This window comes from Pyrobaculum calidifontis JCM 11548, from assembly GCF_000015805.1.
Lineage (GTDB): Archaea > Thermoproteota > Thermoprotei > Thermoproteales > Thermoproteaceae > Pyrobaculum > Pyrobaculum calidifontis.
In genome coordinates, this window is sequence record NC_009073.1 from 1,617,761 (window position 1) to 1,644,596 (window position 26,836).

Consider the following 26,836-nt stretch of genomic DNA (forward strand, 5'->3'; position numbering starts at 1 on the left):
CAACAAGTAGTGAAAGACAATGGACGTATACACTGTCAAGGTCTACGACAATGCCAACAAATTCCTAGAGGATTTAGAGAGGCAGATAAGGGAGCTGGAGGAGTTGACGAAAGTCGCTGGAAGCGAGCTTGAGGGAATTAAGCCGCAACTTGAGCGGTACAAGAAGTTGCAGGAGCTTCTAAAGAAGTTTGGGGGCGGAGGCGCCGAGAGGGGGGCCCCCATAGAGGTCACAGGCCTTCAGATATACATAGACCCTAGCCCAATTGTGAAAAGCGAAATTCTTGAAGAGGCGTACAAGCAGATGGTTGACCTGCTCGGCGTCCTTAAGAAGGTGTACGAGGTCGCCCGCACAGTCATTGAGGAGGGGGAACTGGGCTCCCTCAAAGTGGTTGTACAATTTAAGAACGGCGTCCCCGTTAAACTTGCTGTGAGCGGATAATAGCGCTGGCCTTTGGCCCACTTATAATAATAGGCGCATTCCGCGGGACGGAAAAGACTCTGGCAAGCACGTCGCACTTGGCCCTAAACAAGTGTAACGTCTGTGCGGCGTTCCACTCGACATACGCTTCGAGGTTTGCAATGCCCTTTGCAATTGCAAATCCCCGTAGCCACCTCACTGGGGATATATTCCCCGGGGTCTTCACCACGTTGTAGATGCCCAAATCTTTTTCTAGTACGTCTATCTCATATGGCTCGGACCTTACTACAAATGTGGGCTTTATGCCGTTTTTCTCCAGAGCTTCGGCAACCACGAGGTCTATCTGAGCCTCTCCCGCGTTGTCTAATACGTAGTATACAGAATCTGGAAGGGAGACATACTCCTCAATGGCAGGGAGGTCCCACACGGCTTCTTCAAGTTTCTTAGGCCTGTACCCCAACACGCTTGTATCCACGATATTGGCTGCTGCGGCTATCCTCAAGGCCATTCTCAAATCCCACGAGGCTTGGGCGAGTCTATGTCTCACGGACTCGGCAACTCGTTTGCCTATGGCGATGAGTTTCTCCTTGTAGTCCCTATACGGATCCTCTTTTCCGACTAAATTTGCCACGACTTGGAAACTTGTTGAAAACGCAACGCTTCTACTGGACTCTTTCAACAGGGCCACCAACTCGTTTAGCAAGTCGGGAAGTTTCTCGGCTTTGCCGAGCCTAGTTAAGTCGCCTGTTCTTGAGTATATGAGGCAGAGTTTACAATTGGCGTTGTCAAGCCAAGTCATTTACTACTTCTGCAACCCTCTTTAAATCATCTAGGGTTATGTCGCCCATTACCCCTATTCTGATAGACCTGTCTCTGTATTTATACATACCACCAGCGACGACGTAGCCCGCCGACCTGAGCTTTGCAATGGCCTCCTTTGGCTTGTCGCAGTAAAACGCGGTAACGGTCAAGCTACGCAGATTTGGGGGCGGTATTGCCTTCAGCTTAACGCTTGAGTACAGGTAGTCGACTCTTTCCCTATGCATTTCCGTGTATTTAACGCCCTGTTCCAGTATGTAGCTTAGCGAGACGTCTAGTGCGTATAGGACAGGAATTGGAGGTGTGTAAGGCGTCTCAAAGTGCTCTAAAGACTTTAGAAACTTCCTCAGGTCCATAGATGGGGGCACGCTAGAGGTGGCGCGGGGCTCCTTGGCGAGGTATAGGATCGAGGCCCCTGGGGGAGCGAGGAGGGCCTTGTGGGAGGCAGTTGCCACCACATCAACGCCAGCCGCCAGGGGTTCTGCCGGGAATCCTGACACGGCGTCGACGAGCAACAACGCCCCATGCGACTTGACCACGTCGGCGAGCTTTTTCATGTCCTTATACGCAATGGCTGTGCTTGTCTCGTTGTGAACTAATATAACCGCTTTTATGCTCCTGTTTTTTCTCAAAACGTCGTCGACCTCGTCGGGGGCCGGCGGGGTGTCTCTCTCCAGCTCCAGTACCGTAGCGCCTCTAGACTTGGCGCTTTCTGCGGCTCTTTTTCCAAACTCGCCGTAGATAATGGCGAGAACCTCGTCGCCGGGGTTTACATAGTTGTAAATCATCGTGTCCACCGCCAGCGTGCCGGTGCCAGGCATTACCACAGGCGTTGCTGGGTAGAGCGCGCCCAGCTTTTCTAAAACCGACTTGAAAAGCGCTTTAAATTCCTCGCCTCGGTGGAACGGCGGTTGCTTGGCCATCGCTTCAATCACAAACCTCGGCAGTTGTACCGGGCCTGGGGTTAAGTACTTCATAACACCCTTTTGACAACTTCCTCTATGTTGTCCGCAAGCTCCTCTGCCAGACGCCTCATCGCCTCAAAGGTCTCCGACCCCACATGCGGCGTAACCACCACCTTCTCGTGACTTATGAGCTGACGCAACGTCTCACTCCTCGGAGGCTCCTCTGGCAATACGTCTAGTCCAACTCCCCAAAGCCTGTCTAAGTGCTTTAGGAGGGCCTCGTGATCTATTACCTCGCCTCTGCTAGTGTTTATTATTATTGCCCCATCTTTTACCAATGCCAATCTTTCGTCGTTTAACAGTCTGTACGTGGCCGGGGTGAGCGGGACGTGGAGCGATATTACGTCGCTTCTCCTTAAAAGCTCCTCTAAGCTCACTTGTCTGCCGCCTATTTTCTCCACCTCGTCTTTGACGTCTATAACGTCGTAGGCCAGTATATCCATGCCAAGCCCCCTCGCCGCTTGCGCCACAGCTTTCCCAATACGACCAAATCCAACCACGCCGAGCGTTTTTCCAAATAACTCTATGCCCACATATTTGCCCTTGGGCCACTCCCCTGCCTTTACCTTTGTGCTGAGGAGGGGTATCCGCCTCGCTACTGCGAACATTAGCCCTATTGTGAGCTCCGCCACGCTTCTAGCTGGCGCGTTTGGTGCATTCACCACAGAGATTCCTCTCTTCACTGCGTATTCTACGTCGACGTTGTCTAACCCAACGCCGTACCTGGCCAGAATCTTTAGGTTCCTACCGGCGTCTATTACCTCTTTGTCTATCTTGAGCCTGCCCCTGAAGATTAAAATGTTGTAGTCTCCCACCACTTTTAACAACTCCTCTCTCGAAATGCCGGGTTTCACATCGGCCCTTATGCCCATCTTCTTTAGCCGCTCTACTATTAACGGGTCTACGGCATCGGCTATTAGAGCCGACATTGGAGGCGGAATTAGATTCCTTTAAAAACATTCCATAAAAAACGTGTGATGAAAAAACGGTCTGGCGACCCATGACCGGGAGACCGATCGCTGAATCTTTTTATATCTATCTTGTGTATACTCCATGGCTGGTTTATCAGATTCTGTGTACAACGTATTGAAGGCCCTTGCAGAACTGTACAATAAAACTGGGACGCCTGTCAAATCTAGAGACATTGCCAATGTGCTCGGCATACATGAGGGCTATGTGCGCAACATGTTGTCTATATTGAAGTCGATGGGCCTCGTTATTAGTAAGGCGGGACCCCACGGTGGCTATATACCTACGCCTAAGGCGGCTGACGTGTTGTCCCGCCAGACTTTTTCGATACCTATAGTCGCAGGGGCCAACGTCATAGGCTATGCCTTAGACGTAACCCTAATCGGCCTACTCTCCGAGAGGCCCTACGCCTCGGTCCGCGTTGTTGGAGACTTGTCGGAGTTTGTAAATAGGGAGGTTAAAATAGGCCCTCTGCCCAGCGGCGTCGTAGTAATAGGGAAACTGGCAAGGGCCGACTTGGAATCTCTCATTGAGATAACTTCAATAGTCTCGATACCTAGAACTAGCGCAAAGAACATAATGACGCCAAACCCGATAGTCGCCAAGCCCAGCGACCCCCTAGGCAACTACATTAGACTTTTTATTGAGAAGCGGTACAGAGGCATACCTGTCATAGACGAGTCCAAGAGACCCATAGGCCTATTGACTGCGTCAAAGGTCATGGAGGCAGTGGCCTCCTGCCGCCTTGACGCCAAGGTCGGCGACTATATGATGCCTAATCCACCGACGGTACATGAGGAGGAGGATATCCACGAGGTTATTAGGCTCATGGTCACCAGCGGCATTGGAAGAGTCCTCGTAGTAGACTCCGAGGATAGGCTGGTGGGCATTATTACGCGGACTGACGTGCTTCTCAGAATTGCGTCATTGGAACAACTCGTTTAACACAATTAAACTCGTGTCTTACGATTTGTCTAGTTAATAAGAACCCAGCCACATACATGCTAGCTTCACATGTCGCAGACAAGATGTCCAGCCCCTTGACTAAGTGGAAATATGTCAACACCGCTAGAAACACGTCGCCGCTACCCGTCGTGTCGTCTGTTGACACTTCTGCGCTATTTATATGATAGATAGAGCCGTCAAAGAGGACGTAGGCACCCTCTTCGCCAAGCGTGTACACAACACGCGGCCACCTCTCTGCAAAGTGCACAAGTTCCCTGAGGGTCAACTGGATATCGTCTATTGAGAAATGCACCAGATCTGCGCGTGGGAGGGGGCTCTGCGAGCGTAGATACCCTTGTAAATCGGCCACAACTATGCGCGCATCGACTTCGGCGCTTTTCAGCTCATCGTAGACTGGGGATAGAATTACAATGTCGCCCGCCACTCTTCCGATGCCCCTAGAGGGCTTTTTCAACAGTTTCACAGACCTAGGCCTCGTTCTGTAGTCTAACTCAAAGGTCGTCGTAAAGTCGGATTCAAATAGGCGCGGCCTTACCCCCATCTCTGCGAATATTCTCCCTAGCTTTTCAACGTCGTCAGGCGAGGCGACGCCCATCACCTCCACCTCTGCTCCTAGGGCTCTGAGCGCAAGCGCCGCGTAGTATATGGGGCCGCCGTAGCGTTTGTAGACACCCGTGGCAGTGTATATTATGTCCAGCGTTGGATTTCCCGCCACTACCAATTTCACGCTTGGCGGCAACAGATATATATTATAAAGATGTCCAACACCCGTGCCGCCTCTGTTAGAGCTGAGAAATGTCAAAATGTACTACGGGGTGACAAATGGCGTTGTAAAAGCCGTTGACGGGGTGTCGTTTGTTTTAAACAAGGGGGAGGCCATGGCGTTGGTTGGAGAGAGCGGCAGTGGAAAAAGCTCCTTGGCGTTTACAATAATCCGGCTGTTGCCTCGCAACGTCGCAGAATTCAGCGGAGAAATCTTGTTACACGACGAGGAGTTGGGCACAGTGGACTTGGCAAAAATGAGCGAGGAAGAGCTCAGGAGGAAGATTAGGTGGAAGAAAATCTCCATGGTTTTTCAAGCCTCTATGAACGCCCTAAATCCCATACTAAAGGTGCAGGATCAAATGGTGGAGCCGTTGGTTCTCCACCTGGGTCTTTCTAAGCAGGAGGCCATCAAAATTGCCGAAGAGGCGTTGCTTTCCGTAGGTTTAGCCAAAGACGTGCTCACGAGATACCCCTTTGAGCTGTCGGGGGGCATGAAGCAGAGAGTTGTTATTGCCATGGCTATTATGATGAAGCCGAAGTTAGTTATACTAGACGAGCCAACCTCGGCGCTCGACGTGATAACCCAGGCCAATATTATGAACCTCTTAAAGGAGTTGAAGGCGAAGTTCGACTTGTCGTATATACTTATTACACACGACATAGCTCTAGCCTCTGAAATAGCTGACAAAATTGGGGTCATGTACGCTGGTAAAATCGTCGAAATAGCTCCTTCCGACATATTTTTCAGAAAGCCTAAACACCCATATTCGCAGAAGTTGTTGGCTGCCGTGCCCAGTCTAAGAGAAGAGAAGGCGATAGAATACATCCCAGGCGATGTGCCCAGCTTAATCAATCCGCCGACTGGGTGTAGATTCCACCCACGTTGCCCATATATGATAAAGGGCAAGTGCGAAAGAGAAGAGCCGCCAAGGAAGCAAGTGGAGGGTAGCGAAGTGGCTTGTTGGCTGTATTGATATGCCGTTGTTAGAGGTCCACGACCTTAAGACGTGGTTCCCCGTTGGAAGAGGGCTCTTTAAGCCTGTGAAATACGTAAAGGCTGTAGACGGCGTTAGTTTTACGCTGGATGCTGGAGAGGTTCTCGCAGTTATTGGCGAGTCTGGCTCTGGAAAAACGACGCTGGGAAGAACTGTGCTTAGGCTGATAAGGCCGACTGCCGGGAAGATAGTTTTCGATGGAAAAGACATCACCTACGCGCCCGACGCCTCTCTCAAGTGGTACCGATTCTCTACCGCCATGATATTCCAAGACCCCTTCAGCTCGCTTAACCCATATCACACTGTGCAATACATATTGGAAGAGCCTCTAATTCTGCGGAAAGTGCCGCCCCAGGAGAGGCGGGAGCTCGTGGTAAAGGCGCTTGAAGAGGTTAAGTTGGTGCCGCCTGAAGATTTTCTAAAGAAGTATCCGCATATGTTAAGTGGGGGTCAAAGGCAACTGGTGGGAATTGCAAGGGCGTTGATTACTAGGCCGAGGTTCATTGTGGCAGACGAGCCCGTGTCTATGCTAGACGTCTCTATCAGAGCTGAGATACTTTCCCTAATACGGTCTCTTCAGTCGAAGTACAACATAGCCATGATGTACATCACTCACGACATAGCCACGGCCAAGTACTTGGCGGATAAACTACTAGTAATGTACGCAGGTAAGGCGGTGGAATACGGGCCGTTTAGAGATGTGATAAAGGAGCCTCTTCACCCCTACACTCAGGCGCTCATAGAGGCGTTGCCAGATCCAGATCCCACGAACAGGCTTAAAATACGTAAAGTCCCGCCGGGAGAGCCGCCAAGTCTAGTCAATCCGCCGACTGGGTGTAGATTCCACCCACGTTGCCCATATATGATAAAGGGCGAGTGCGACAAAGAAGAGCCGCCCCTCGTGGAAGTAAAGAGGGGCCACTACGTGGCCTGCTGGCTTCATATAAAGCGTTAACATTTAATACGTGGCTTAGCAAATCCATCTATGAAAATTGAGCGAAGCGGCCAGCCGGTAACCGCATTGCTAAGGCTTTTAGAAGAGGACTTAAAACGCGACGACGTAATTTACGTCGAGCGCGTCCCAGCTCCAAGAGCGGGGGAGCGCTATAGGGAGGTAGTCTCCAAGTTCTTCACGGAGTTTGGAGTTGCCACAGTGTACATAAGGGTAAGAACGGCAACGTTTGAGCGTAGATATGTGATATCTGCGAAATTTGACTGGGTGTCTGGCGGAATCGTGGAAGGGTGGGTCGTGGAAGGCAACGTGGTCAAGATTTACGAGCCTATAGCCGTGAGCGCCCCAGATATTGAGAAGACACTTGACTACTACGGCGACATTTTCTGGAAGACAGAGGAGAAGCTCCTCTCGAAAAAGATGGCGCAGACCTACGTCGAAGAACAACAGCCGCCAGCGGATTAGCTTATTTTTACTACTGGGGCTTCTGTCCCAATCACCATTATGTAGTCTAAGATCGTTCTTCTTACCTCCTCGCCTTTTCTAAGAGCCACAACGGATTGACGTCTTTTAAGCGTCCACACCACTTCAAAAAACTGGCCCACAAATCCTATGTTGCCACCGTGAGTTACTACGGCGAGCTGGCCCAGCCTCAGCGGCAAATGAGTCTTAATCGCCTTGTTTTCCAAATCGTACACCACAGTGTCAAAGGTCTTTATCTGGCGGCCTACGTCGGGCGGTAGTATCAGGTTGCGGCCGTCGTGAAAGTGTAGCTGAATTCTGCCGCCGCTTACGGCGGTTTTACCTTCTACACGTAGCGGCTTTAGAGCCGCCTCGCTGGACGGTATGGGTTTCAAGTCGTAGTACTTGGCCTCGTCTGGCACCACTCTATAAATCTCGCCAGTTGGCACTATTTCAACTACGTCCATGAGCCCTATGGGGAATTTATAGTCTTTTCTTACGACCCCGTCTACCTTTATGTACCCTCTCGAAATTATGTACCTCGCCTCGCGTAGCGTTTTTGCATATCGCAGTACATCCCTTACTACAACTGCCAACGGAAGAGAGTATTCCAAACTATGTGGCCCCGTTGATGGCCTTACGGCCCAGACTCCACCGGCTTTTCTGGGTATTGGCCACCAATATGGCGCCAGCGACTTTCTAAGATGAACCATGCTGGCCCCTCTTCCTCCTCTCTATAAGTTTTTGCCTTGCTTTGTCCGACAGATCTACGTCTACGATCATTACCTTGGATGGGTGTATTGGATAGTAGACCGTCTGCCCCCTGCTATTGGTCCTAGTAGCGCCTTCCACGAAGATTCTCACCCTCTTCAAATCCACTTTGACAACTTTGCCTGTCACGCCCTTGAAATCTCCCCGCATTATTAACACGGTATCTCCCCGTCTTACTGGCAACCTTTTCACGCCCAGCTTCTTCTGAAGCTCAGGCGATAGTTTTGCGTTTAACAGTTTTCGCCTAAGGTGGAGCGGCGCGGCGTATAGACTCAGCCTTTGTTTGCGCGGTTGTGCTGACGCAGTAAACGGCATAGCCGACACGGTGCGTACTATATATAAAGTTTATCACGTCGTTTTCTTAGCCGACTTACGCAACGCTTGGTTTAACTCATCCAAGTGTCTTATTATCCTCTCATGGATCTCTATTATCCTCTTTATCGCCTTGTCGATCTCTTCCACAGGCGCCCCTACTAGTTCTAAAAAATATTTTACCCCTTGCCTCCACCACGTCGTGATTTTGCGACTCCTTGGCGGCGCTGGCGAAGTGGGCAGGCTTGCTGTACTCATAAGGACGGCCTACAATGGCATACTGTTAGACTACGGCGTAAATTTTGACGCAGAAGGAAGGCCTGTTTTCCCACTTCACGTACGTCCCCGCGATCTTACTGCAGTTTTTTTAAGCCACGCACACCTAGACCACAGTGGGGGTGTGCCAACGCTTTACGTGACGACAAAGACGCCGCTTTATGCCACGCCTTTGACTATGGAACTTTCAGACCTCATGTATGCAGACGCGATAAAGCTCTCCGGCTACTACCTCCCATACACCCAAGAAGAGGTGAGAGAGGTCATGTCTAGCGCCTTTCCTCTCACATATGGCGAGCCGGTGGAAATCGGCAGAGACGCCGTGTTGACGACGTATAACGCAGGCCACGTGCCGGGGAGCGCGATAGGCGTTATAGAGGTCGAGGGGGCGACGGTGGTATTCACCGGCGATTTTAACTTGTCTGATACAAATCTGCTGAGGGGGGCCGACTTGTACAATATACCAAAGAACCCAGACGTGGTAGTTATGGAGGCCACATACGCCTCCTCGACGCATCCGCCTAGAGACAAGATGGAGACGGAGTTCGTAAATGCGGTGAGGGAGGTAGTGGAGGGCGGCGGCACAGTGCTGATACCCTCCTTCGCCCTTGGAAGAGCCCAAGAAATACTGTTGACATTAGTAAAAAATAAGCTTGATAGTTACCCAATATACATAGATGGGCTCGCGCGCCAGATTAACCAGATAATTGGCAGATATCTGCACTTGGTCAGAGATCCGGCACTTTACAAGAAGGCGCTTGAGGTAGCTATAGAGGTGCCAAACGCCTATGTGAGAAAAGGCGCGGCAGAGGAGCCCTCGATAATCATAGCGCCAGCTGGCATGCTAAAGGGGGGAGCCGCCTTGTTTTACTTCAAGCGGCTTGCCGCCAACAAGAAAAACGGAATCTTTCTGCCATCGTTTCAAGCTCCGAATACGCCTGGGTTCGAAATCTTGAGCAAAGGGCATGCCGTGGTAGAAGGCGCCACCATAAAGGTCGAGGCGAGAATTGAGTGGTTTGACTTCAGCGCTCACGCCGGTAGAGACGAGCTAAGAGCCTTCATAAAACACTTCCACGAAGATACAAACATCCTGCTTGTTCACACAGACCCTGCGGCATCGTCACCATTCGTTAAACAGCTAATCGAAGAGGGCCGCAGAGTATACCTCCCCACAACCGTCGGCGAGGAGCTATACCTGGATTTAAAGAAGTAGAAGTACATGAAAGTCCTAGTGAAGAAGGTGGACGAGACAGGAGTCGTAGAGTTCGTAGAAGTGCCGCTCAGGTACCTGGCAAAAAAGAGGAAGTTAGACGATATAATAATACTATTGGACGGCGACGTTGAGTGGCTAAGCTAAGGCATGTGCGACCTCTATTGGCAACTCTATGACAGAGGAATTCCCGTGCTGAGTGGGCCTTCTACATACGCCAAATTGTTGGGATGCCCCACCACTTGTGACTGCGATGTGGTGATACACGTAAATGACTTAGAGAGAGTTGGCGCCGGAGACTGTGTGTGGGTTATTGACGATCCTAGCTTTGTACATCGATATGTGTGGATAAGAGGACTTCCGCATATAGACATACATGAAATCGGCAAAATTAGAGGGGGAAATTTAGATGTGGTAAATTGTATAATGGATAAGCTTAGAAGTGCAACTCGTGCACGATGAGCCGTCTCCCGTCGCTTGCCGGCAGAATTACCGTTATTTTATAGGCGTCGCCGAAATATATGCCTGCTAAGTCTTCGCCTATGTGGAATTCCCCGTCTAATGAGTGTAAGACACATTTTTCACAGTTTAGTTTTACGAACTCTATTATGTCTTTAAGCGATTTTACTAAGTACTTTGGTTCACCCTTTATCGAGAGCGTTATAGTGCCGTGGTTGCTATGTAAATGCGGATGCACATGCGCGTTATAGGTGTGCGCCAAGTGGTCTATGAGACCAGACACCTCCTTGGTAAACTCGTTTTCTACAAAATGGTGGTGATGGTTATGTTCTTCTTCCTCTTCCTCCTCTCCCTCGTCAGCTGAAGATACTAGGGTTAGGCTTATTACTACCTCTAGCTGTTCTCCGCCGGCTATTCTCTGTAGCTCTGTTTCAAGTTTTTTCCACTCCTCTACCCCAAGTTTTATTTTCCCCAGCACATGTGGGCAGCCGCGGCAATTTAAAAAGTTAAACTAAACGCCTCGTGTGAAAAAGTGTATTGTGGCCAGCGGGGTGCTAATTAGAGACGGGAAAGTTCTGTTAGTGAAACACCCAAAGCTTGGCGTATACATATACCCAGGCGGACATGTGGAAGAGGGCGAAACCCCCATAGAGGCCGTTGAAAGAGAATTTCGCGAGGAGACGGGGCTTGCTGTGGAAGTGATGGGAGCGCGGCGTGGGATACGCGACGAAAATGTGATAGAGAGGCCGTTGCCCATAGTAATCCTTGAGGAGACCGTTAAATATCCCAACGAGGTACATATACACTTCGACCTTGTGTATCTGGTTAGGGAGGTAGGCGGCTCTTTAGTAAACGGGGTGTGGGTAGACTTAGCAGAGGTGGAGAGGATAAGTACCTACCCCAATGTTCGACAAGTTATAAAGCTCGCCGCGTCTGTAATAAGCCTATATAGATCGGGAAACGTTTAAATATACAGACTTTTCACTTGGGCAATGTCGGGGGTATCGGGGCTCGCGAAAGGCCTGACAGAGTTGTAGACAAGATCGTAGACACACTAAGGGGGCTCGGCGTTAAACACGTGTTGGGCATCACAGGGGGTTCAATTATGGCACTATTTGACGCACTCTATTTCACAGACGACATCGAGGTCGTAATGTTTCGACATGAACAAGGCGCCGTGCACGCCGCCGAGGGCTACGCCCGCGTGGCTAAAAGGCCGGCCGTCGTTGCGGCAACTAGCGGGCCGGGGGCCACGAATCTAGTAACTGGTATAGCAGATGCATATATGGACTCAGTGCCCGTCGTTGCTATAACGGGCCAAGTGCCCACATGGGTCTTCGGGCGTGACGGATTTCAAGAAACAGACATCTTAGGCGTCGTTACACCAATAACAAAGTGGGTATACCAGGTGAAAAAGCCCGAAGAGGCCACGGCCGCGGTCAAACTGGCCTATGAGATCTCCACGGTAGGCAGGCCAGGGCCCACTCTCGTGGATATACCGCGCGACCTACAACTAGCAAAAGCCAGCGGCGAGGGCAGGATATTGGTCAATGTCGCGAAGTTCAAGCCTCCCAAGCCCTCTGAGTCTGAGATAGCGCTTGCCACAAAGATAATCTTAGAGGCTGAGCGGCCCGTCGTCTTGGTCGGCGGCGGCGTCCTCTGGTCGGGGGCAACAAAAGAGGCATTGGAACTTGCAGAGAGGCTAAGCGCACCTATAGTGTCCACGCTGCCGGGCAAGGCGGCGATACCACACAACCACCCCCTCTACATGGGCCCCGCTGGGATGCACGGCAGAGCTGAGGCAGACGCCGCATTGGCAAACGCCGACGTAATCATCGCAGTAGGCACAAGGTTTAGCGATAGGACATGGGGACGGTTTAAGGAGCTACAAGAAATGGTAAAGTCAGGCGACGTGAAGTTAATACACATAGACGTCGACAAAAGCGAGATAGGGAAGAACGTGAAGCCGACTTTGGGAATTGTGGCAGACGCCAGAGAGGCCTTGAAAGAGATACTACGGCTACTGCCTAAGGCGGCTATGAGAAACGGCAAGTTCCTAGAGTGGCTGTACACAATTAGGAGGAGGTATGAGGAGACCATGGAGAAGTGGGCCTCCGTGTTCAAGTTCTTCGCCCCTTGGAAGGTGTTGAAAACTGTGAGGAGGGCGACGCCCCCCGACACGATAACTGTGACCGGCGTGGGGAGCCACCAGATGTGGGCTGAGATTTGGTGGGATGTCTACGAGCCGGGGACCTTTATCACGTCGGCTGGGCTAGGCACTATGGGCTTCGGAATTCCTGCGTCGCTGGGGGCAAAACTGGCCGACAGAACTAGGCCCGTGGTGTGCATCGACGGAGACGGCTCTTTCCAGATGACGTTCAACAACCTAGCCCTAGTGAGAGAATACGATCTCCCATTTGTTGAAATAATATTTAATAACGCATCTCTGCAACTGGTAAAACAGTGGCAAGTTTACCTATATGGCAATAGACAAGTTGCGACAAGGTTCGCTAGAAACCCCGACTTCATAAAAATAGCGGAAGCGTACAACATTGAGGGTATTAGGCCCTCCTCATATGAAGAGTTGGAAAAAGCCGTGTCATGGGCCGTTAGAAACAACGAACCGCTCGTTATAGACGTGACAATCGACGAAGACAAGGATATTGTACTGCCGTGGGTTAAGCCAGGCGACTGGCTCACTCAAGCAATTCTGCCAAAGGGCATGGAAGACGTTGTGCTAACATATGAACACAATTAAGCTAAAGATATCCCAATCAATGGACAGCGTCGGAAGAGTCATCAGCATAGTTAGAAGGGCCAAGGTCAGCGTAAAGAGACTAGAGCTAGTCTCCACAGACTCCCTATACGAAGTTGAGATGTATGTAGAAGGCGCCGCAGACGAGGTGCAGTGGCTGGTTGCAAAGTTGGACAAGTTGCCAGAGGTGCTAGAGATCAAAACGGCGCCCATAATTACGGCAACGGCGATAGTCAGTAGGTAACAATTTAAAAACTATAGTAAGAGAGTCACCATGGCGAAGATATATAGAGACGGCGATGCATCTCTAGACTGGCTAAAGGGGAAAACCATCGCAGTAATCGGCTACGGAATTCAAGGCAGGGCACAGGCGTTAAACCTGAGAGATAGCGGCCTTGACGTAATCATAGGTGCGAGAAGGGGAGGCAACTCCTGGGAGGCCGCAAGGAGGGACGGCTTTCAGGTATACGAAGTGGGAGAGGCCGTAGCCAAGGCCGACGTAGTAATGATGCTCATACCCGACATGGAGCAACCGCACGTCTGGCGTGAACAAGTGGCACCCAATTTGCGCAAGGGCGCCGTAGTCGACTTCGCCCACGGCTTTAACATTCACTACAAGCTCATCACGCCGCCGCCGTATGTAGACGTCGTAATGGTGGCGCCAAAGGGCCCGGGAAAGGCCGTGAGAGAGGAGTTCCTAGCCGGAAGGGGAGTGCCGGCGCTAGTCGCCGTCTACCAAGACTACAGCGGCGCGGCGTTGAAGTATGCGCTGGCAATCGCCAAGGGCATAGGGGCTACGCGGGCCGGAGTAATTGAGACCACGTTTGCAGAGGAGACTGAGACAGACCTAATAGGCGAACAAGTGGTGCTAGTAGGCGGCCTAATGGAGTTGATAAAGAAGGGGTTTGAGGTACTAGTTGAGATGGGGTATCAGCCAGAGGTGGCCTATTTCGAAGTGTTGAACGAGGCTAAGCTAATCATGGATCTCATATGGCAGAGGGGCATCTACGGCATGTTAAACGGAGTCTCTGATACTGCAAAATATGGCGGTCTAACTGTGGGGCCCAGGGTCATCGACGACGAGGTAAAGGAGAAGATGAGGAGAGCCGCGGCGAGAGTTAAAAGCGGAGAGTTTGCCAAAGAGTGGGTCGAGGAGTACCAGCGAGGCGCCCCCCGCCTACGCGAGTTAATGGAAAAAGCGAAAAACCACCCCATTGAAGCCGTTGGTGCAGAAATGCGGAAGTTGCTGTTTGGGCCATGAAGATATACGCCCAATACGTCTGGCTAGACGGCCGCATTACGAAATGGGAAGAGGCAAAAGTCCACGTTTTAACCCACGCGCTACACTACGGCACGTCCATCTTCGAAGGCATTAGGGCGTATTGGAACGGCGAAAACCTCTACGTGTTTAGACTCGACGACCACGTGGCGAGGATGTTCTACTCGGCGAAAATCCTTGGGATAAAGATGCCATACAGCCAGGGCGAGGTACGAAACGCCGTGCTGGAGGTGTTACGTGCAAATAGCTTTAAGGAGGACGTATACATTAGGCCGGTAGCGTACGTCTCTACGCCGACCGTCACCCTGGATGTCAGAAGCCTAGATGTTTCAGTCGCCGTTGTGGCGTTCCCGTTTGGAAAATACCTACCTCCCGACGGAATTAGGGCCGCCATTGTCACATGGCGAAGAGTACATAATACCATGTTGCCAGTCATGGCAAAGATAGGCGGGATATACGTAAACTCTGTGCTAGCTCTAGTAGAGGCTAGAAGCCGCGGATACGACGAAGCGTTGCTTTTAGACGCCAATGGCTACGTGGTAGAGGGGTCTGGGGAAAACGTGTTCGTGGTGAGAAGGGGAAAGATGTATACGCCACCTGTTCACTCCTCAATACTCGAGGGCATAACCAGGGACGCCATTATTACGCTTGCAGACGATCTAAAAATCCCCGTGGCGGAAAAGCCCGTGACTAGAGAGGAGGTGTACACTGCCGACGAAGTATTCTTGGTGGGGACTGCGGCAGAGGTTACGCCAGTAGTCGAGGTAGACGGCAGAGCCATAGGCGACGGAAGGCCAGGCCCTATAACCACTAGGCTTAGAGAGCTGTACGCAAGAGTTGTAAGAGGTGGGGTTGAAAAATACCTACACTGGCTTACTCCCACCTATTAGTCTATTACAACTGTCGAGCCGCCGTATTTTGCCTCCTTCAGAAGCTTCTTTCTACGTGCCAGTTTAACCGCCGCCTCTACAGCGCGTCTGGCATACTCCTCAACTCTCTCCAAAGCCTGCATCCTATTGGCTCCATGGCCTATAATGCCGAGGGTTATGGGCTTCCCGCTCTCCACAGCCAAGTCCAGTATCTTTCTAGCTGCTTGTTGGGCCACTATTTCGTCGTGTTTTGTAGCCCCCTGTATCACGGCGCCTAGCGTCACTACGGCGTCTACATCCTCCTTCAGCGCCAGCTCTTTGAGGACCATTGGAATGTCAAATACGCCGGGCACCTTAACTACATAGGTAACTTCGGCACCTAAAAATTTGGCGTGCTCCAACGCCTTTTGCAACATGAGGTGCGTAATGTCGTAGTTGAACTCCGCTACCACTAACGCCAGCTTTACCATTGAGGCTGTGGGTAGTGGCAGGTATAAAAATTGATTTGCGAAGTCAAATATTTAAATACTGGACTTTATCTTAGTACATGCCGTCCGGGGTTAAGACCAAGATTTATGAGTATCTGACCCAGAATAAAGGTAAAGAGTTTACAGCGGAGGAAATTGCAAAAGCCATAGGAGCAGACAAGGTAGCCATTGTAAAAGCGCAGTTAACTAGGCTAATAAGAGAGGGGAAAGTGGAAAAAACGGCCGAGGGCAAGTATAGGGCTAAGTGAGCATATAAACACACCTATTTTTTATCCCCGTGTACTCATTGCCGCCAGAGGTTTTAGCCGCATTGGAGCGTGTTAAAGCCAGGCTCAACAAAGTGGGCGAAGAGCTTGAGCCAATATCCCTCAGAAAAGCCGTGCGGCATTACATAGAGACGCCTGGCAAACTGCTGAGGCCTCTCCTCTTGTTGACTTTTACTTATAGCATTGATAGGCGCTCTATAATGGATCCAAGGATTTTAGAGGCAGCCGCCATAGTGGAACTTCTACACGTCGTCTCGCTTCTGCAAGACGACGTCATGGATCAACACGACCAGCGAAGAGGCATAAAGACGCCCCGCGCAATGTATGGCGACGGTAGGGCTATTGTCGCCAGTGATTGGCTAATCGCGGAATCCATTAAAATGGCGGTGAACCTGGGAGCCGATGTCGTGACATATCTAGCAGACGTGGCGCAGAGGCTCTCTGTGGGCCAGGCGCTAGACTTAGAGGGAGAACGTGACAAGGCTGCAGAATTCAAAACGGCGCCGCTTATTGAGGCGGCGCTAGTAATGCCGCTTGTGATCCTGGGGCGCCGCGAGTTAATAGAGACTGCGAAAAAACTTGGGACTAAGCTAGGCATACTCTACCAATACTCAGATGATTATAGCGATGAAAATGTAGAAAGACCTGAGACAAAAAGTATAGCAAATGAAATAGGTAGGTATTTGCTAAAAATCAAAGAACATGTGGGAGACGCCATCGCTCCCTTTGAAAGACTTATTAAGTACCTAATAGGCAAAGCGCTGGAGGGCACGCTAACTGTTTCACGTACAATCTAATGATGAGGCTAGACTAAGCCGAATAATGACGTGGCGTGAAAGGGCTGAGAAATTACTCATTGGGATTAGTGGAATGCCCGGCGTGGGAAAAACGACGCTAGTACTAAGAGTGTTAGAACTGGCGCGGAGTAAATATCGCTGCTGCGGCTTTGTGACGGTAGAAGTAAGAGAACGGGGCGTGCGAATAGGATTTGACACAATCGACGTGGTAAGCGGCGCAAGAGTCCCCCTAGCTAGAGTGGGCACCGGAAGTCCCTCGGTGGGGAAGTACGTGGTCAACCTCCCCAGTTGTGAAGTTATAAGCCGCGCATTACGGCAAGAGGACTGCGAAGTGGCCTTCATAGACGAGATAGGGGCCATGGAGTTCAAGTGCCCAACTTTTTACACAGACCTCCGCGTGGCAGTGGACAGAATTCCAAGGATAATAGCCACAGTACATAGGAACTATATACATACAGCGGAGAAGTTAGGCTTTGAGATTATTTGGCTTACACGGGAAAACTGGAACTCGACGCTAAGCACGGTGCTCAAAGCTCTTTCTCTATCTACCTAGTAGAATTTTTACAAGTACCTCTGGCGGGTCTTTAACTGCAGATATGTAGTATATCTCACCTACGCCTAAGGCCTTAGCAACGTCGTCAGCCTCTATAAAAACGCCTATTTCCTCGGCCAAATCCTTCTTGTTGCCGACTATGGCGACTTCTTTCGCAACGTGGGAGTTCAACTCTATAAAGATACTGTGGATCTCAGATATTGAATATAGTGTTTCTTGATTTGTTACATCGTATAAATATATAAGTCTATCTATAATTGACACTTTAAATGATGCAAACTTCATGGCCACCTCATAGGCACGTTGACCTGGAACATCCACGAGATCAAGCTCCAAGTCCCCTATATACAGCCTGTAGTAGCTAGGCCTAAGAGTCATCACAGGCCTCTCAGATAGGCCGATTACTCTGTAGGCAAGTGTAGTCTTACCAACGCCACCAACGCCGAGCAAAACAACTACTCTTCTACGCACGATGAATCTAAAGACGCAAGTTTTAAACATGATAGGGCACAACCGGTCCCTCCTTTCAGCTCTCACAGAGAGTATTCTAAAAAACTACAGAGCAATATAGAATATACAGAAATAGGAAAACTAGATGAATTATAAAAAGAATATAAAGCGAATATCTTACACAAATTTCATATGAATAGCCTAATAACAATATCCAGTAGTTAAATTAAACAAAAGCTTTATAAACCGGTGAGAACTGTTGTCACATGTCGAAGAAGCAGAAGTTGAAGTTCTACGACATAAAAGCGAAGCAGGCGTTTGAGACGGATCAGTATGAGGTGGTGGAGAAGCAGACTGCTCGTGGGCCGATGATGTTTGCAGTGGCCAAGTCCCCATACACCGGCATCAAAGTATACCGCCTACTAGGCAAGAAAAAGTAAAAACCCCAAAACCCACCTTTTTTACCATCTCAATAGCGCAACTATATTTCCCATCGCTCTTATCGCGGCGCCAACCTCAGTATCCTCCCTAACTATATACACCTTGCCGCCTGTGTTATAAACCTGCGACAGTATTTCCCACGCCTCATCCGGCTTCTCCTTCATATATGTGTCCAATATGAGGACCGTCTCAGCTCGGCCAATTGAAACAGCCTCTTTCACCTCCTCTACGCCAAGTGCAACTAAGTCTCTTTGGCTAGCCAACATCTTCTGCAACCTGCTATAGGCTTCGAGACCCAGCTCTTCTTTGAGTTTGTCATATAGGCCGCTCCTAAGAAACTCATAAACGCCTGCTACTCCGCCAGAACTTTGGACAACCCTCTCGCCCCGAATATATCTGCCCGCTTGATCCACCACCATGCCGGGGCCCGCCAGTACAACTCTGTCAATCTTCCGCAGACGTTTCACCTCTTCTACTAGTGTATTTACAGACTTAAAGAAGTCCTCAAGGAGGCTCTCCCCCCTTTTCCCCCTATTCACCTGGTTAGGCACTGTATACATAATCTCGGCGCCTAGCGCCGAGATGTACGCTAAAGCCGCTTCTTCGTCGTCTATAGACACTAGGAGAATTCTTGGAAGCGCCACGTTTGCCATATCTAGTATCCTTTTGACAACTTCAACAGAGCCCCGTCTCTTTTCTACTACGACCTCTCTACCGGGGACTATCTCAAAGGTGTGGCGTCTACCTTTAACGCCTTCTACCTCCTCTTGAACCTCCACCACGGTGCCCCTCACTCTCAAGCTACTCCGAAACTTGTGATACTCTATCTTTTCAACACTTATCCCTAGATACATTTTCACTCTCTCTCCCTCTTTTGCGCCCTCTGGCTTGTACTCTCTGACGGTCCACCCTCTGACTATATCGCCTCTGTCTATAAGCAGGTAGATGAAGTATAAGTCTTCTTCTCTCTCTGGCACAATTCGCACGACTCTACGCTTCTCGTCTAGCTCAAACTTCACGTATCCAAGGGGGGCGGCACCGGTATTTATAACTGGAAGCGGCTTACTACACAGTGATGAGCTCGACCAAAGAGGACGTGTGACTGCGCGGCAGCTGGCTGAGGCAAAAAGTTTATAAACATATCCGTTTCGCCTATCTATGAAACCAGATTCGTCACTAATCGAGGAGTTGACGAGGTTGGTGGACAAGTTCTATGAACATGGGTACATAGAGGTGGCCCGGGCGTTAGAACAGGCAAGAATAATAGCGCTAATGAAAGAGAGAGAAAGACTTATACCACCAGCTACAGACTAACACTTCTCAAGAAAGTCAAATAATTTTAGGAGATCTCGCCTGTACCAATCCACTGGAATTGCAATAAGTGCGCCCATGTAGTGCCCGTAAGCCACTATTGACCTCGGGGGAGCCAACCTGATAAACGCCAAGGAAAGCATGTCCTCCTCCCCCCTTACCTTTACGACCACGCCGCCCTCTACAGCCTTCTCCACAGCTGACCACGCCTCGTCAGTAATGTACCCAGGCGGATTCACTACCTCCACCACGCTTCTAAAAGCCGAGAAACGCTCTACACGTATCCCTCTCCTCGTCTTCTCATCCACAGCGGCCGACGTGGGTATTAGGCCGTATTCAAGGAAGTTTCTCGTGACGACGTCCCCCACCGTGTATATGTGCTTAAAACCGCCATCTGCAACTAGGTTGCGGACTATTTCGACGGACTTGGGAGGATCCCTCCATATGGCTATTGGGTAAGGGAACGCGAATAAATCACGCCTCTTGGCCAAACGGTAGCACGTCATAGGACAATTTTTCCACAGGGAGATGGCAACACTAGGGTGACGCCGGGGGGGACTATGGGCTGTTCAATGTAGAAGTGTATGGGCATCAACATTTTTACGCCCGCCCTTAGAGCTATCTCAACGGCGTCGGCGGTGGTACTGTGGCCAACCCTCCGCGCCTCCTCCTCCTGGCCGGGGTTGCCGGACACCTCGTGGGCCAATAAGTCGCACCCCTTTGACAACTCGACGACTGTGTCTACTGGCGCAGTGTCTGAGCTATACACAAGGCACTTGCCCCCATGCTTCACTCTCACAGCTAACGTGTGCACTGGATGCTCCGTGGGCGCAAAAGACATGACAGTGTTGCCTATTTTGACTTTGTCATGCGCCTCTATCAGCTCCGCGTGGGGTAACGCGTTTTCGATGCCCGTTATTACCGCCAAATTCTTCACAGCGTCTAGCACCTCGGCGCTTCCCACGATTTTAACCTTGCGCCCCAGCCTACGCGCCATAAGCAGAAATGTGGGTACTCCCAGTATGTGGTCCCCGTGTCGATGGCTTATGTATATGACGTCGGGGAAGGGCAAGCCGCATTGCGCAAGTCTTGCGTATGTCCCCTCTCCAGCGTCTAAAAGCAGATTGATATCCGTCTTGACGTAGAGCGAGGTGTACCCTATGTTGGGGTTAGATATCCAGCCGCCGTAGCCCAATATGTATATCTCCACAGCTCGACGGCCATCTACTTTTTAAAAGGTTGCCCCCACGCGGCTATGCTTGCAGACCTCTTGAAGAGGGGCGAACTCGTGGTGTCTATATACGGGCTAGGCTACGTGGGCATGGCCTTGGCTGCGGCATGGTCGTACGCAGGGGCGAGAGTGATAGGCGTAGACGTAGACCCAGCTAAAGTGGAGCGGATAAACGCGGGGGCGATAGAGTACCCGGAGCGAGATGTGGTAGACGTTCTTAAGCAGGCTTGGAGGGAGGGGAGGCTAACTGCCACAGACGACGGCGTAGTTGCGTCAATAAAAAGCCACGTAAAAATCGTGGCCGTGCCTGTGCACTTGCGGAAGTCCCCCTCTTCTGTCGACGTGGACTTCTCGTCGCTACTCTCTGCGGTTAGAGCAATTGGCAATGGCCTAAAGAGGGGGGACTTGGTGATAGTGGAGTCAAGCGTGCCTCCGGGCACCACGGAGGAAGTAGTTAAGCCAACGCTGGAAAACGCCTCAGGCCTGGCGGCCGAGGAAGACTTCTACTTGGCCTACAGCCCTGAGCGCATAATGGTGGGACACGCATTTAAGGACATTGTGGAGAATTACCCAAAGGTCGTGGCCGGCGTGGGGCCGAAGAGCACCGAGGAGGCGGCCGAGCTCTACCGCCTAATCGCCAAGAGGGGCGTGATAACTCTGCGCTCGCCTAAGGAGGCCGAGTTTGAGAAATTGCTCGAGGGCGTGTACCGCGATGTCAACATAGCGCTCGCAAACGAAATGGCAAGGCTGGCCAACGCCCTCGGCATCTCATTCAAAGAGGCGCGCGAGGCGGCCAACAGCCAGCCGTACAGTCACGTGCACAAGCCGGGGGCTGGGGTAGGGGGCAACTGCATACCGGTCTACCCCTACTTCCTGCTATGGACAGCGGCGAAATTCGGAGTGGAACTCCCCTTGACGGCCACCGCTAGGCGCATCAACGAAAGCCAGCCCAGCGAGGTGGCTTACGCGGCGCTACGCGCAATGCTGAAACACGGCATAAACCCGGCAACTGCAAAAATAGCTATTCTGGGCCTCGCCTTTAGGGGAGATGTAGATGACACGCGGGAAAGCCCCACATACGGTATAGTGTCCACATTGGTAAAAATGGGCATTAAGCCGTCGCAGATAGTGGTACACGACCCATATGTGAGAAGCGACGCGGCGCTGGCCAAGTGGGGCATAGCGCTTACACAGAGCCTAGACGATGCAGTAAGAGGCGCAGATGTGGTCATTGTAGCCACTGACCACACGGCATACCGCATGGAGGCGAGCAGACTAGGCAGGTCTATTATAATTGACGCGAGGGGCGTCTTAATTCCCGATATAGAGATCTACGCGATTGACGCAGGGCGCTGGCCCTGAGATTTCAACAGCTCTTCCACAGTCCTATAGGCCTCCTCCACGGCTTTTACATTAGGTTCTATGTACTTCTTAGGCACAAATACGGGCACTGCATCAATAATGCTCTTTAGTGAGACAAGCCTGCTAACTGCCGCAAAAGCCGAGGCCATGATGAGATTTACAACGGGCCACCCGGCGACCACTAGGCCGTATTTCAGCGCTATGGCTGTCGCGTCTATGCCTATGTACCACTCGGCTTTGGACTTTGTGTTTACTATGTAAACTGCGCCAGGTTTGCCATACCGCCTCACGTCTATCTGCTCTAGTATTCTCCCGTCTAGTACCACGACGTAGTCTGCCTCTTTTACTGAGGAGTGGAGAAGAGTTTCCCCAAACCTGAGATACGCCCTCACAATGGCTCCCCTGCGCTCGGCCCCAAACTCTGGCAACGCCTGTGCCTTCTTTCCCTCCAACGTAGCCGCGTAGGCTAGAAGTTGCGCGGCCGTAACCGCGCCCTGTCCGCCCCGCCCAAGGAACACCACCTCGTACACAACTTATTGAACTACCATGTTTAATTAGTTTTCGTCAAAGTTTACCTCTACCACGTCCCTTTTCGCCTTTGTAAATTTTGCAACTCTATTTGCCATATCTCGGTTCTATATGCCAATATAAAATATATAAATGGAAGATGTAGAAGAGATGTGTTGCCGATCTCAACTCCTTCAACAGCGTCGGCGGGTGTGACAGGCACTTGGCGTACCTATAAGCCCGTGGTGAATTTACAGAAGTGTATAGACTGTGGACTCTGCTGGCTGTACTGCCCCGAGTCTGTAATCGACTGGGAGAAGGGCCAGAAGGTGACTATTGATTACACGTTCTGCAAAGGGTGTGGCATATGTGCAGACGTATGTCCCGTAAAGGCCATAGACATGGTCCCAGAAGGTGAACTATGAAGACGCTGACTGTACAGAGGACCGCTCTCACTGGAAACTACGCGGTGGCGCACGCGGTTAAGATGGCAAAACCGCACGTAATAGCGGCTTACCCAATTACGCCTCAGACCACCATCGTGGAGAAATTGGCCGAGTTTGTGGAAAAGGGCGAGTTAAACGCGAGCTTTGTGAATGTGGAATCGGAGTTCTCAGCGATGTCTGTCGTATACGGCGCCGCCATGGCGGGCGCCCGGGCCTTCACCGCCACGTCTTCACACGGCCTTCTCTACATGTACGAAGCCATCTGGTGGACTGCCCTAAGCAGAGCGCCCGTCGTAATGGCGGTTGTGACTAGAACCATAGGCCCTCCTTGGAACATACACGTAGAACACAACGACATATTGACATTGAGAGACAGCGGGTGGATAATCGCTATGGCGGAGACTGTACAAGAGGCCTTTGACTTAACTCTTCAAGCCTTCAAAATCGCGGAAACCGTGGTCCTCCCAATGGCCGTGGGAGTAGACGGGTTTATACTCTCGCATGCAACAGAGCCTGTGGAGATTCCACCGCAGGAGCTCGTGGACAAATTCCTGCCGCCTAGGAGGCCAGATGTGCCGCTGGCTTTGCGCCCGGGTAATGCAATAACTTTCGGAAATCTTCCCTCTGACAATCGGATACATGCTAGGCACAAGGCGGCGATATATCAGGCACATCAAGAGGCAAAGGCAGTGATAACACAAGTGGACAGGGAGTATGGAAAAATGTTTGGACGCGGCTACCAAGGCCTTGTGGAGTGGTACAAGGCAAGTGACGCCAAGTACATTGCCGTGTGTACCGGCGCCTGGTGTAGTGATGCAAAAGATGCGGTAGACGCCTTGAGAGAGAGGGGCGTCCCAATTGGGCTAATGCGTCTGAGATTCATAAGGCCGTTCCCACGCGAAGAGGTGGAGAAGCTAGATCAATACGACTTAGTCGTTGTATACGATAGAGACATAACGCCGGCGGGGGGGATATTGGGGATTGAGGTAAAATCGGCGCTTAGGAGGGCAAAAGTGGTTAACATCATAGCCGGAATAGCGGGGGTGGACTTTGACAACCGCAACTTCTACGAAACTCTCCAAAGGGCGTTGGAGGGCAAGTACAGGGACGTGGAGGTGGTAATATGAGCTTTAGACTAGACCTTCTGCCAAAGAAAAAGTACGTAGTTCCTGGCAACGCCGCTTGTGCAGGCTGTGGAATGATGATAGGGCTCAAGATATTGGGCATGGCGCTGGGGGAGGAGTCTGTCCTAGTTATACCGGCCTCGTGCGCCTCTGTTGTACAAGGCCTTGCGCCTAAGTCGGGCGTGGCAATGCCGATTTTAAATGTCCCATTTGCCTCCTCTCCAGCCGTCGCGACGGGGATCTCAGAGGCGTTTAAAATGCTCGGCGTGAAGGGCCACGCCGTGGTGTGGGCCGGCGACGGCGGGACTGCTGATATCGGCTTTGCCGCACTAAGCGGCGCCGCTGAGAGGAATAGTAATATCATCTACATAATGTACGACAACGAGGCGTACATGAATACTGGGATACAACGGAGTAGCTCTACCCCCCGCACAGCGTGGACTACTACAACGCCTGCTGGAAAACGTGAACGCAAGAAAGATGTGGCGCTTCTCATGGCCATGCACGGGGTGCCCTATGTTGCAACAGCCAATATAGCGTACCCCCAGGACTTCTATAGAAAGCTTAAGAGAGCCGCGGAAATCCAGGGCTTCAAATTTATACATTTGTACACGCCGTGTCCTCCGGGTTGGCGTTTTGACCCCGCTAAGACGGTGGAGGTGGCTAGACTCGCCGTGGAGACTGGCGCGTGGATTTTGTGGGAGTACGACAACGGCGTATTTAAGCTGAATCCCCCCAGCACAGTATACGCAGATAAGTCAAAGAGGAGGCCCCTTAAAGACTACTTGAAGCTACAGGGGCGCTTCGCCCATTTGACAGAGGAGGAGATAAAGGCCTTAGAGGAGGAGGTAGACGCCAAGTGGAACACGATATTAAAGCTCGCTAAGCTGTAGGATCGAAAAGTTTTTATATACACGATTTTTGTAAAGCCATGTCACAGCAGGCGCCAAGAACAGGAGTCCCCGTAATGATTTTGAAAGAGGGGAGCCAGAGGACCACTGGCGTAGATGCAAGGAGGTCTAATATACAGGCTGCAAAAGTTATAGCGGAGATCTTGGCTACATCGCTAGGGCCTAGGGGGATGGATAAGATGTTGATTGACGCCTTCGGAGACGTCACCATAACCGGCGACGGCGCTACGATTCTAAAAGAGATGGAGGTCCAGCACCCGGCCGCCAAATTGCTCATCGAGGTCGCCAAAGCCCAAGACGCCGAGGTTGGCGACGGCACTACGACGGTGGTGGTGCTCGCAGGCAAGCTACTGGAGCTAGGCGAGGAGCTACTTGAAGAGGGTATCCACCCCACAATTGTAATTGACGGGTACAAGAAGGCGGCGGAGTACGCCTTGAAAGTTGCTGAGGAAATTGCGAAGCCCATAGAGCTCACAAAGGAGCAGTTGCTAAAGGTGACGTCCAGCGCGCTTTCCTCAAAAGTTGTCGCAGAGACGCGCGACTACTTGGCAGGCCTCGTCGTAGACGCCGCGCTGCAGGCTGTGGAGATGAGAGACGGCAAGCCGTACCTTGACTTGGACTGGATTAAGATTGAGAAGAAGAAGGGCAAGTCCATCTACGAGACGCAGCTCATCAGAGGCATAGTGTTAGACAAAGAGGTGGTGCACCCCGGCATGCCTAAGAGAGTGGTCAACGCCAAGATAGCCGTGTTGGACGCGCCGCTTGAGATAGAGAAGCCGGAGTGGACTACTAAGATAAGCGTCACCTCGCCTGACCAGATAAAGGCCTTCCTAGACCAAGAGGCCGAGATTCTCAAGAGCTACGTGGACCACCTCGCCTCTATTGGCGCAAACGTGGTAATTACACAGAAGGGCATCGACGAAGTTGCACAACACTTCCTTGCCAAGAAGGGCATCTTAGCGGTTAGGAGAGTCAAGAGGAGCGACATAGAGAAGCTCGCCAGAGCCACGGGCGCTAAGATTATCACAAGCATAAAGGACGCAAGGCCGGAGGACTTGGGCACCGCCGGGCTAGTTGAGGAGAGGAAAGTAGGCGAGGAGAAGATGGTCTTCGTAGAGGAGATACCCAACCCGAGAGCTGTCACAATACTGGTGAGAGGCGGTAGCGACAGAATACTGGACGAGGTAGAGCGGTCTCTACAAGACGCGTTGCACGTGGTAAGAGACCTATTCCGCGAGCCGAAGATTGTGCCAGGAGGTGGCGCGTTCGAGATAGAGGTGGCAAGGAGGGTTCGCGAGTTTGCGAGAAAGCTGTCTGGCAAAGAGCAGTTAGCCGCCCTGAAGTTCGCAGACGCTCTTGAACACATACCCACAATACTTGCGCTCACTGCCGGCCTAGACCCAGTAGACGCCATTGCAGAGCTTAGGAGAAGACACGACAACGGCGAGATCACCGCCGGCGTAGATGTCCACGGCGGAAAGATTGCAGACATGGCCGCGTTAAACGTGTGGGACCCGTTGCTCGTCAAGAAGCAGGTCATCAAGTCCGCTGTCGAGGCGGCCATAATGATACTGCGCATTGACGACATAATCGCCGCCGGCGCCGCCAAGAAGGAGGAAAAGAAGGGCGGCAAGAAGGAGGAGGGAGAGGAGAAGGAGGAGAAGGGGGAGTCTAAATTCGACTAGTTTTTCCACACCCCAAAAAGTT

General features: G+C 51.4%; 34 protein-coding genes and 1 pseudogene. 22 read left to right on the forward strand and 13 right to left on the reverse strand.

Annotated features, from left to right (window positions below; genetic code table 11):
• The first annotated feature begins 19 nt into the window (after positions 1-19).
• Positions 20-439 (forward strand): hypothetical protein, encoded by a 420-nt coding sequence (locus tag PCAL_RS09190; protein WP_011850414.1) that lies wholly within the window; start codon positions 20-22, stop codon positions 437-439.
• Here PCAL_RS09190 and PCAL_RS09195 read toward each other — a convergent pair.
• The 3 genes from PCAL_RS09195 to PCAL_RS09205 are packed head-to-tail and all read right to left on the reverse strand — an operon-like array spanning position 417 to position 3,131.
• Positions 417-1,217: an ARMT1-like domain-containing protein gene (locus tag PCAL_RS09195; RefSeq protein ID WP_011850415.1), complete on the reverse strand. Its 801-nt coding sequence runs from the start codon at positions 1,215-1,217 to the stop codon at positions 417-419. The genes PCAL_RS09190 and PCAL_RS09195 overlap by 23 nt on opposite strands.
• Positions 1,204-2,214, reverse strand: a complete 1,011-nt coding sequence (locus PCAL_RS09200) for a pyridoxal-phosphate-dependent aminotransferase family protein (RefSeq protein ID WP_011850416.1) — start codon at positions 2,212-2,214, stop codon at positions 1,204-1,206. The genes PCAL_RS09195 and PCAL_RS09200 overlap by 14 nt, the downstream gene beginning before the upstream one ends.
• The gene (locus tag PCAL_RS09205; RefSeq protein ID WP_011850417.1) at positions 2,211-3,131 is read right to left on the reverse strand and encodes a D-2-hydroxyacid dehydrogenase; all 921 of its coding nucleotides are present in this window, start codon (positions 3,129-3,131) and stop codon (positions 2,211-2,213) included. The genes PCAL_RS09200 and PCAL_RS09205 overlap by 4 nt, the downstream gene beginning before the upstream one ends.
• A 124-nt stretch (positions 3,132-3,255) precedes the next feature.
• Here PCAL_RS09205 and PCAL_RS09210 point away from each other — a divergent pair, with 124 nt between their 5' ends.
• Positions 3,256-4,116 (forward strand): CBS domain-containing protein, encoded by an 861-nt coding sequence (locus PCAL_RS09210; protein WP_011850418.1) that lies wholly within the window; start codon positions 3,256-3,258, stop codon positions 4,114-4,116.
• Here the strand turns inward: PCAL_RS09210 and PCAL_RS09215 are convergent.
• The gene (locus PCAL_RS09215; protein ID WP_193322662.1) at positions 4,085-4,864 is read right to left on the reverse strand and encodes a PfkB family carbohydrate kinase; all 780 of its coding nucleotides are present in this window, start codon (positions 4,862-4,864) and stop codon (positions 4,085-4,087) included. The two genes, PCAL_RS09210 and PCAL_RS09215, sit on opposite strands and share 32 nt — an antisense overlap.
• A 43-nt stretch (positions 4,865-4,907) precedes the next feature.
• On the opposite strand from PCAL_RS09215, the gene PCAL_RS09220 reads away from it, so the two are divergent.
• From PCAL_RS09220 to PCAL_RS09230, 3 genes are read left to right on the forward strand one after another with little or no spacing between them, the layout of a single operon-like run.
• Positions 4,908-5,876: an ABC transporter ATP-binding protein gene (locus tag PCAL_RS09220; RefSeq protein ID WP_011850420.1), complete on the forward strand. Its 969-nt coding sequence runs from the start codon at positions 4,908-4,910 to the stop codon at positions 5,874-5,876.
• Between the two features lies 1 nt (position 5,877).
• A complete protein-coding gene (locus PCAL_RS09225) occupies positions 5,878-6,852 on the forward strand; it encodes an ABC transporter ATP-binding protein (protein ID WP_011850421.1) in 975 nt (324 codons plus the stop codon).
• A gap of 30 nt (positions 6,853-6,882) precedes the next feature.
• On the forward strand, positions 6,883-7,314 hold the full coding sequence (locus PCAL_RS09230; RefSeq protein WP_011850422.1) for a hypothetical protein: 432 nt from the start codon (positions 6,883-6,885) through the stop codon (positions 7,312-7,314).
• Here PCAL_RS09230 and PCAL_RS09235 read toward each other — a convergent pair.
• Complete coding sequence (locus PCAL_RS09235; RefSeq protein WP_011850423.1) at positions 7,311-8,024, reverse strand: 30S ribosomal protein S4e; 714 nt, start codon at positions 8,022-8,024, stop codon at positions 7,311-7,313. The two genes, PCAL_RS09230 and PCAL_RS09235, sit on opposite strands and share 4 nt — an antisense overlap.
• Positions 8,011-8,397 (reverse strand): 50S ribosomal protein L24, encoded by a 387-nt coding sequence (rplX, locus tag PCAL_RS09240; protein WP_011850424.1) that lies wholly within the window; start codon positions 8,395-8,397, stop codon positions 8,011-8,013. Before rplX ends, PCAL_RS09235 begins: the two co-directional genes overlap by 14 nt.
• A gap of 199 nt (positions 8,398-8,596) precedes the next feature.
• On the opposite strand from rplX, the gene PCAL_RS09245 reads away from it, so the two are divergent.
• Together PCAL_RS09245 and PCAL_RS09250 are read left to right on the forward strand one after the other, a co-directional pair.
• Entirely contained in the window at positions 8,597-9,883 is a 1,287-nt protein-coding gene (locus PCAL_RS09245) for an MBL fold metallo-hydrolase (RefSeq protein WP_011850425.1), read from the forward strand.
• Between the two features lie 6 nt (positions 9,884-9,889).
• Complete coding sequence (locus tag PCAL_RS09250; protein ID WP_193322663.1) at positions 9,890-10,027, forward strand: hypothetical protein; 138 nt, start codon at positions 9,890-9,892, stop codon at positions 10,025-10,027.
• A 289-nt stretch (positions 10,028-10,316) separates the two neighbouring features.
• Here the strand turns inward: PCAL_RS09250 and PCAL_RS09255 are convergent, their stop codons facing one another.
• On the reverse strand, positions 10,317-10,817 hold the full coding sequence (locus PCAL_RS09255) for a hypothetical protein (protein ID WP_011850427.1): 501 nt from the start codon (positions 10,815-10,817) through the stop codon (positions 10,317-10,319).
• 46 nt (positions 10,818-10,863) lie between these two features.
• On the opposite strand from PCAL_RS09255, the gene PCAL_RS09260 reads away from it, so the two are divergent.
• The 5 genes and pseudogenes from PCAL_RS09260 to PCAL_RS09280 all read left to right on the forward strand — a co-directional run bounded on the left by PCAL_RS09260 (position 10,864) and on the right by PCAL_RS09280 (position 15,263).
• The gene (locus PCAL_RS09260; RefSeq protein WP_226951945.1) at positions 10,864-11,307 is read left to right on the forward strand and encodes an NUDIX hydrolase; all 444 of its coding nucleotides are present in this window, start codon (positions 10,864-10,866) and stop codon (positions 11,305-11,307) included.
• Between the two features lie 17 nt (positions 11,308-11,324).
• Complete coding sequence (ilvB, locus tag PCAL_RS09265; protein WP_011850429.1) at positions 11,325-13,097, forward strand: biosynthetic-type acetolactate synthase large subunit; 1,773 nt, start codon at positions 11,325-11,327, stop codon at positions 13,095-13,097.
• A 19-nt stretch (positions 13,098-13,116) separates the two neighbouring features.
• Positions 13,117-13,338, forward strand: coding sequence for an ACT domain-containing protein (locus tag PCAL_RS09270; protein WP_193322664.1), 222 nt, complete (start codon positions 13,117-13,119; stop codon positions 13,336-13,338).
• A 21-nt stretch (positions 13,339-13,359) separates the two neighbouring features.
• Positions 13,360-14,355, forward strand: a pseudogene (gene ilvC, locus PCAL_RS09275) (ketol-acid reductoisomerase); the annotation flags it as partial.
• Positions 14,352-15,263 carry a branched-chain amino acid transaminase gene (locus PCAL_RS09280; protein WP_011850432.1) on the forward strand — a complete coding sequence of 304 codons (912 nt, stop codon included), beginning with the start codon at positions 14,352-14,354 and terminating at the stop codon, positions 15,261-15,263. The pseudogene ilvC and the gene PCAL_RS09280, both read left to right, overlap by 4 nt.
• Here PCAL_RS09280 and ribH read toward each other — a convergent pair.
• Positions 15,260-15,712, reverse strand: coding sequence for a 6,7-dimethyl-8-ribityllumazine synthase (gene ribH / locus PCAL_RS09285; RefSeq protein ID WP_011850433.1), 453 nt, complete (start codon positions 15,710-15,712; stop codon positions 15,260-15,262). The genes PCAL_RS09280 and ribH overlap by 4 nt on opposite strands.
• A gap of 77 nt (positions 15,713-15,789) precedes the next feature.
• On the opposite strand from ribH, the gene PCAL_RS09290 reads away from it, so the two are divergent.
• The 3 genes from PCAL_RS09290 to PCAL_RS09300 are packed head-to-tail and all read left to right on the forward strand — an operon-like array spanning position 15,790 to position 17,346.
• Complete coding sequence (locus tag PCAL_RS09290; RefSeq protein WP_011850434.1) at positions 15,790-15,978, forward strand: TrmB family transcriptional regulator; 189 nt, start codon at positions 15,790-15,792, stop codon at positions 15,976-15,978.
• 29 nt (positions 15,979-16,007) lie between these two features.
• Positions 16,008-16,793, forward strand: coding sequence for a polyprenyl synthetase family protein (locus PCAL_RS09295; protein ID WP_011850435.1), 786 nt, complete (start codon positions 16,008-16,010; stop codon positions 16,791-16,793).
• A gap of 25 nt (positions 16,794-16,818) precedes the next feature.
• A complete protein-coding gene (locus tag PCAL_RS09300; protein ID WP_011850436.1) occupies positions 16,819-17,346 on the forward strand; it encodes an NTPase in 528 nt (175 codons plus the stop codon).
• Here PCAL_RS09300 and PCAL_RS09305 read toward each other — a convergent pair.
• On the reverse strand, positions 17,335-17,847 hold the full coding sequence (locus PCAL_RS09305) for a Rab family GTPase (RefSeq protein ID WP_011850437.1): 513 nt from the start codon (positions 17,845-17,847) through the stop codon (positions 17,335-17,337). The genes PCAL_RS09300 and PCAL_RS09305 overlap by 12 nt on opposite strands.
• 215 nt (positions 17,848-18,062) lie before the next feature.
• On the opposite strand from PCAL_RS09305, the gene cc1 reads away from it, so the two are divergent.
• Positions 18,063-18,236, forward strand: a complete 174-nt coding sequence (gene cc1 / locus PCAL_RS09310) for a DNA-binding protein CC1 (protein WP_011850438.1) — start codon at positions 18,063-18,065, stop codon at positions 18,234-18,236.
• A gap of 21 nt (positions 18,237-18,257) precedes the next feature.
• On the opposite strand, the gene PCAL_RS09315 is transcribed toward cc1, so the two are convergent.
• The gene (locus PCAL_RS09315; protein ID WP_011850439.1) at positions 18,258-19,256 is read right to left on the reverse strand and encodes a pelota family protein; all 999 of its coding nucleotides are present in this window, start codon (positions 19,254-19,256) and stop codon (positions 18,258-18,260) included.
• A 139-nt stretch (positions 19,257-19,395) separates the two neighbouring features.
• On the opposite strand from PCAL_RS09315, the gene PCAL_RS09320 reads away from it, so the two are divergent.
• Positions 19,396-19,551 carry a hypothetical protein gene (locus PCAL_RS09320; RefSeq protein ID WP_193322665.1) on the forward strand — a complete coding sequence of 52 codons (156 nt, stop codon included), beginning with the start codon at positions 19,396-19,398 and terminating at the stop codon, positions 19,549-19,551.
• Here PCAL_RS09320 and PCAL_RS09325 read toward each other — a convergent pair.
• On the reverse strand, positions 19,548-20,054 hold the full coding sequence (locus tag PCAL_RS09325) for a GTP-dependent dephospho-CoA kinase family protein (RefSeq protein ID WP_011850440.1): 507 nt from the start codon (positions 20,052-20,054) through the stop codon (positions 19,548-19,550). The genes PCAL_RS09320 and PCAL_RS09325 overlap by 4 nt on opposite strands.
• Positions 20,051-20,758, reverse strand: coding sequence for an MBL fold metallo-hydrolase (locus PCAL_RS09330; protein ID WP_011850441.1), 708 nt, complete (start codon positions 20,756-20,758; stop codon positions 20,051-20,053). Before PCAL_RS09330 ends, PCAL_RS09325 begins: the two co-directional genes overlap by 4 nt.
• A 45-nt stretch (positions 20,759-20,803) precedes the next feature.
• Here PCAL_RS09330 and PCAL_RS09335 point away from each other — a divergent pair, with 45 nt between their 5' ends.
• The gene (locus tag PCAL_RS09335; RefSeq protein WP_011850442.1) at positions 20,804-22,141 is read left to right on the forward strand and encodes a nucleotide sugar dehydrogenase; all 1,338 of its coding nucleotides are present in this window, start codon (positions 20,804-20,806) and stop codon (positions 22,139-22,141) included.
• Here the strand turns inward: PCAL_RS09335 and PCAL_RS09340 are convergent.
• Positions 22,111-22,671 carry a 2-oxoacid:acceptor oxidoreductase family protein gene (locus PCAL_RS09340; protein ID WP_011850443.1) on the reverse strand — a complete coding sequence of 187 codons (561 nt, stop codon included), beginning with the start codon at positions 22,669-22,671 and terminating at the stop codon, positions 22,111-22,113. The two genes, PCAL_RS09335 and PCAL_RS09340, sit on opposite strands and share 31 nt — an antisense overlap.
• Before the next feature lie 150 nt (positions 22,672-22,821).
• Here PCAL_RS09340 and PCAL_RS09345 point away from each other — a divergent pair, with 150 nt between their 5' ends.
• The 4 genes from PCAL_RS09345 to thsA are packed head-to-tail and all read left to right on the forward strand — an operon-like array spanning position 22,822 to position 26,814.
• Entirely contained in the window at positions 22,822-23,073 is a 252-nt protein-coding gene (locus PCAL_RS09345; RefSeq protein WP_011850444.1) for a 4Fe-4S binding protein, read from the forward strand.
• A complete protein-coding gene (locus PCAL_RS09350) occupies positions 23,070-24,221 on the forward strand; it encodes a pyruvate ferredoxin oxidoreductase (RefSeq protein WP_011850445.1) in 1,152 nt (383 codons plus the stop codon). Before PCAL_RS09345 ends, PCAL_RS09350 begins: the two co-directional genes overlap by 4 nt.
• Entirely contained in the window at positions 24,218-25,111 is an 894-nt protein-coding gene (gene porB / locus PCAL_RS09355) for a pyruvate synthase subunit PorB (protein WP_011850446.1), read from the forward strand. The genes PCAL_RS09350 and porB overlap by 4 nt, the downstream gene beginning before the upstream one ends.
• Positions 25,112-25,149: 38 nt before the next feature.
• Positions 25,150-26,814, forward strand: coding sequence for a thermosome subunit alpha (thsA, locus tag PCAL_RS09360; RefSeq protein ID WP_011850447.1), 1,665 nt, complete (start codon positions 25,150-25,152; stop codon positions 26,812-26,814).
• The last annotated feature ends 22 nt before the right edge of the window (positions 26,815-26,836 follow it).